Genomic DNA, 5,759 nt, shown 5'->3' on the forward strand with positions numbered 1-5,759 from the left:
GGGGCGGGCCGGGCCCGCCCCGCCCTGGAGCGGGCGGAACGCCTCGACCGGGTGCCGCTGTCCTTCGCCCAGCGGCGGCTCTGGTTCCTGCAGCAGCTGGAGGGCACCGGCCCGGTCTACAACATGCCGCTGGCGTGGCGGCTCTCCGGGCCGCTGGACCCGGCGGCCCTGGAGGCGGCGCTCGGCGACGTCGTCGACCGGCACGAGACCCTGCGCACGGTCTTCCCGGCCGTGGACGGCGTGCCGCACCAGGAGGTGCTGGCGGTGGGCGCGGTGCGCCCGAAGCCCGCGGTCACCCCGGCCGACGAGACCGCCCTGCCGGGGCTGCTGACCGGAGCCGCGGCGCGCGGCTTCGACCTCGCGGCCGAACCACCGCTGCACGCCGAGGTGTTCGAGCTCTCCGCCGACGAGCACGTACTGCTCCTGGTGGTGCACCACATCGCCGGCGACGGCTGGTCGCTGGGCCCGCTGGCCGCCGACCTCGCCACCGCCTACGCGGCCCGCCGCCGGGGCGAGGAGCCGCGGTGGTCTCCGCTGCCGGTCCAGTACGCCGACTACACCCTCTGGCACGACCGGCTGCTCGGGGACCGCACCGACCCCGACAGCCCGTTCGCCCGGCAGACGGCCTACTGGGCGGAGCGGCTGGCCGGCCTGCCCGAGCAGATCCGGCTGCCCGCCGACCGGCCCCGCCCGCCGGCCGCCACCTACCACGGCGGACACCTGGCGGTCGACCTGGACGCCGAGCTGCACGCCGCACTGGTACGCCTGGCCCGGGAGCACGGCGCCAGCGTCTACATGGTGCTCCAGGCCGCGCTGGCGGCACTGCTGGACAAGCTCGGCGCAGGAACGGACATCCCGGTCGGCAGCCTGATCGCCGGGCGGACCGACCAGGCGCTGGACGAGCTCGTCGGCTTCTTCGTCAACACCCTGGTGCTGCGCACCGACACCTCGGGCGACCCGACCTTCGCCGAGCTGCTGGTCCGGGTCCGCGAAGGCGCCCTGGCCGCGTACGCGCACCAGGACCTGCCGTTCGAGCAGGTCGTCGAGGCTCTCAACCCGTCCCGGTCGCTCGCCCGCCAGCCGCTGTTCCAGGTGCTGCTCGCCCTGCAGAACGTGCCCCGCACCGAGTTCGCGCTGAGCGGGCTGCAGTCCGAGATCGTCCTGGTCCGGACGCCCACGGCGATGTTCGACCTCGGCTTCCACCTGCTGGAGCGCGGCGGCACCGGCGGCCCGGCCGAGGGCATCATCGGGCGGGTCGAGTACAGCACCGACCTGTTCGACCACGCCACCGTGGAGGCGCTGGTCGCCCGCTGGCTGCGCCTGCTGGCCGCGGTGGTCGCCGAACCGGAGCGGCCGCTGAGCCGGATCGACGTCCTCACCGCCGAGGAGCGGCACGAGCTGCTGGTCGCCCGCAACGACACCGCCCGTCCGGTGACCGCCGCCACGCTGCCGGCGCTGTTCGAGGCGCAGGTCCGGGCGACCCCGGACGCGCCGGCGGTGGTGTTCGAGGCCGGCGAGCCGGTGTCCTGCGTGCTGCCGTACCGGGAGCTGAACCGCCGGGCCAACCGCCTGGCGCACGCGCTGATCGCGCGCGGGGTGGGGCCGGAGCAGGTGGTCGCCCTGCGGCTGCCGCGCTCCGCCGAGCTGGTGGTCGCCGTCCTCGCGGTGCTCAAGACCGGTGCGGCGTACCTGCCGGTCGACCCGGACTACCCGGCCGCCCGGATCGCCTTCATGCTGGAGGACGCGAAGCCGTCCGCGGTGCTCGACGACCTCGGGGCCGTCACCCCGGACGGGGACCTGCCGGAGACCGACCCGGTCGTGCCCGTGGACCAGCGGCACCCGGCCTACGTCATCTACACCTCCGGCTCCACCGGCCGGCCCAAGGCCGTGGTCATGCCCGCCGCCGGGCTGCTGAACCTGCTGGAGTGGCACCACCGGGCCGTCGGCGGCGAACCCGGTACGCGCACCGCGCAGTTCACCGCGATCAGCTTCGACGTCTCGGTGCAGGAGACGCTCTCCGCGCTGCTGTACGGCAAGACCCTGGTGGTGCCGACCGAGGAGCAGCGCCGCAGCGCCGAGCTGTTCGCGCACTGGCTGGACCGGCACGAGGTCGGCGAGCTGTTCGCGCCCAACCTGGTGGTCGAGGCGCTGGCCGAGGCCGCCGAGGAGGCCGGGCTGGACCTGCCGCACCTGCGGCTGGTCGCCCAGGCCGGCGAGGCGATGCGCCTCGGCGGTGCCGTGCGCCGCTTCCAGGCCCGCCGCCCGGGCCGGGTGCTGCACAACCACTACGGGCCCGCCGAGACCCATGTGATCACCGCCTACCCGCTGCCGGCCGACCCCGCCGACTGCCCGCTGCCGGTGCCGATCGGCCGTCCGATCGCCAACTGCCGGGCGTACGTCCTGGATTCGGCCCTGCAGCCGGTTGCCCCCGGCGTGCTCGGCGAGCTGTACCTCGCCGGGGCGGGCCTGGCCCGCGGCTACCTGAACCGGCCCGGGCTCACCGCCGGGCGCTTCGTCGCCGACCCGTACGGGCCGGCCGGCTCGCTGATGTACCGCACCGGCGACCTGGTCCGCTGGCGTGCCGACGGAGAGCTGGAGTTCGCCGGCCGGGTGGACCACCAGGTGAAGGTCCGCGGCTTCCGGGTCGAGCCGGGCGAGATCGAGGCCGAGCTGACCGCGCACCCGGGCGTCGCCCAGGTGGCGGTGCTCGCCCGCGAGGAGCGGATCGTCGCGTACGTCGTCCCCTTGGCCGGGGCCGGGGCGACCGCGGCGGCACTGGCGGCCCACCTGCGCGCCCGGGTACCGGACTACCTCGTGCCGTCCGCGTTCGTGCTGCTCGACGCGCTGCCGCTGACGCCGAACGGCAAGCTGGACCGGGCGGCGTTGCCCGCGCCGGAGCCGGGCCCGACCGCCGGCGGCCGGGCGCCGCGCACGCCGCAGGAGCAGATCCTCTGCGAGCTGTTCGCCGAGGTGCTGGGCCTCGCCCGGGCCGGGGTCGACGACGACTTCTTCGGCCTGGGCGGGCACTCGCTGCTCGCCACCCGGCTGGTGTCGCGCGTCCGGGCGACCCTCGGGGTCGAGCTGGAGCTGCGCAGCCTCTTCCGGACCCCGACGCCCGCCGGGCTGGCGGCCGGGCTGGACGACGCGGGCACCGCGCGCCGGGCCCTGCTGCCCCGGGCCCGCCGTGAGCCGATGCCGCTGTCCTACGGGCAGCGCCGGCTCTGGTTCCTCCAGCAGTTCGGGGCGCCGAGCGCCACGTACCACATGCCGCTGGCCCTGCGCCTGACGGGAGAGCTCGACCGGGCCGCCCTGGAGGCGGCGCTGGCCGACGTGGTGGCCCGGCACGAGACCCTGCGCACGGTCTTCCCGCACACCGGCGGGATCCCGCACCAGCGGGTGCTGGACGCCGCCGAGGCCACCGTCCCGCTGACCGTACGGGCGGCCGGTGCGGCGGAGGTGCCGGCCCTGCTGCGCGAGGCTGCGGCCCGCGGCTTCGACCTCACCTCGGAAGTGCCGCTGCGAGCCGAGCTGTTCGCGGTGGCGCCGGACGAGCACGTGCTGCTGCTGGTCGTGCACCACATCGCCGGTGACGGCTGGTCCCTGGGCCCGCTGGCCCGCGACCTCGTCACCGCCTACGCGACCCGGCGGGGCGGCGGTGCGCCCGCCTGGCCGCAGCTGCCGGTGACGTACGGTGACTACACCCTGTGGCAACACGAGATCCTCGGCGAGGAGCAGGACGCCGACAGCGTGCTGGCCCGCCAGGTCGCCTACTGGGCGGAGGCGCTGGCCGGGCTGCCCGACCAGCTGCAGCTGCCCGTCGACCGGCCGCGTCCGGCCACCATGTCGTACGGCGGCGACCTGCTGGACGTCCGGATCGACGCCGAACTGCACGCGGCGCTGGTGGAGTTGGCGCGGCGTTCGGGCGCCACCCTGTTCATGGTGCTGCAGGCGGCGCTGGCGGCGCTGTACACGCGGTTGGGTGCGGGGACGGACATCGCGATCGGGAGCCCTATCGCGGGGCGTACCGACGAGGCGTTGGACGAGCTGGTGGGGTTCTTCGTGAACACGCTGGTGCTGCGCACGGACACGAGCGGGGACCCGGGCTTCGCCGAACTGCTCGGGCGGGTGCGGGAGACGGCGCTGTCGGCGTTCGCGCACCAGGACGTGCCGTTCGAGCACCTGGTGGAGGTGCTGAATCCCTCCCGGTCGCTGTCGCACCACCCGCTGTTCCAGACCGGGCTGGTCGTGCAGAACGCGCCCGGCGGCGACTTCGACCTCCCCGGCCTCCGGGTCTCCGGGGTGACCGTGCCCACCGGGACGTCACGGCTCGACCTGACCTTCGGCTTCGCGGAGGAGCACGGGCCCGACGGCGCGCCGGCCGGGCTCAGCGGTGCGGTGGAGTACAGCACCGACCTGTTCGACCGGGCGACCGTGGAGGACCTGGTCGCCCGGTGGACCAGGCTGCTGGCCGCGGTCGCCGCCGCCCCGGACCTGCCGATCGGCGGGATCGACCTGCTGTCCGCCGAGGAGCGGCGCGCGCTGCTGCCCGCCGCGGACGACGGTGAGACGGCCGCGGCCAGCCTGCCGGAGCTGTTCGCGGCGCAGGTGGCGGCGACGCCGGAGACGGTCGCGCTCGTCTGCGACGGCGCTGAACTGACCTACCGTCAACTCGACGTCCGGGCGAACCGGTTCGCGCACTCGCTGATCGCCCGGGGGGTGCGTCCGGAGCAGGTCGTGGCGGTGGCGCTGCCGCGGTCGGTGGAGTCGGTGGTGGCCGTCCTGGGCGTGCTGAAGGCCGGGGCGGCGTACCTGCCGGTGGATCCGGCGTACCCCGCCGCCCGGATCGCGTTGATGCTCGACGACGCCTGCCCGGTGGTGGTGGTCGACGATCCCGCGATGGTGGACGGAGGAGACTGGCCGGAGGCCGATCCGGGGGTCGTGGTCGACGCCCGCCACCCGGCCTACGTGATCTACACCTCGGGTTCGACGGGCCGGCCCAAGGGCGTCGTGGTGAGCCACGCCGGCGTTCCGGGCCTGGTGGCGGCCCAGGTCGAGCGGCTCGGCGTGGCGCCGGGCAGCCGGGTGCTGCAGTTCGCCTCGCCCAGTTTCGACGCCTCCTTCTGGGACCTGTGCAGCGCCCTGCTCACCGGTGCCGCCCTCGTCCTGGCCCCGGCCGAGGCCCCGCTGGAGGCCCTGGCGGACCGCCGGCTCGGCGTCACCCATGTGACGCTGCCGCCCTCGGCCCTGGCCGCGCTGGACGGCGCCGGCCTCACGGCCAGCACCCTGGTGGTGGCGGGCGAGGCCTGCGCACCCGAGCTGGTGGCCCGGTGGGCGCCCGGACGCCGGATGATCAACGCGTACGGTCCGACCGAGACGACGGTGTGCGCGACGATGAGCGACCCGCTGTCGCCCGGCTCGGGCGTGCCGCCGATCGGCCGGCCGGTCGCGGGCTTCCGGACGTACGTGCTCGACGAGCGGCTCCGGCCGGTGCTGCCGGGCGTGGCGGGGGAGCTGTACGTCGCCGGCCCCGGTCTGGCGCGCGGGTACCTCGACCGGCCCGGGCTCACCGCCGGCCGGTTCGTGGCCTGCCCGTTCGGCCCGGCGGGCGCCAGGATGTACCGCACCGGCGACCTGGTGCGGGTCCGCACCGGCGGCGGGCTGGAGTACGTCGGCCGCGCCGACGACCAGGTGAAGGTGCGCGGCTTCCGGGTCGAACTCGGCGAGGTCGAGGCCGCGCTGGCCGAGCACCCCGCCGTCGC

1 protein-coding gene is annotated in these 5,759 nt (G+C 75.8%); it reads left to right on the forward strand.

The window, feature by feature from the left end:
- A partial coding sequence (locus ABZ885_RS34125) for an amino acid adenylation domain-containing protein (RefSeq protein WP_360197489.1) occupies window positions 1-5,759 on the forward strand: 5,759 nt, incomplete at both ends.

The sequence above is a fragment of the Kitasatospora sp. NPDC047058 genome, from assembly GCF_040643935.1.
Classification (GTDB): Bacteria; Actinomycetota; Actinomycetes; order Streptomycetales; family Streptomycetaceae; genus Kitasatospora.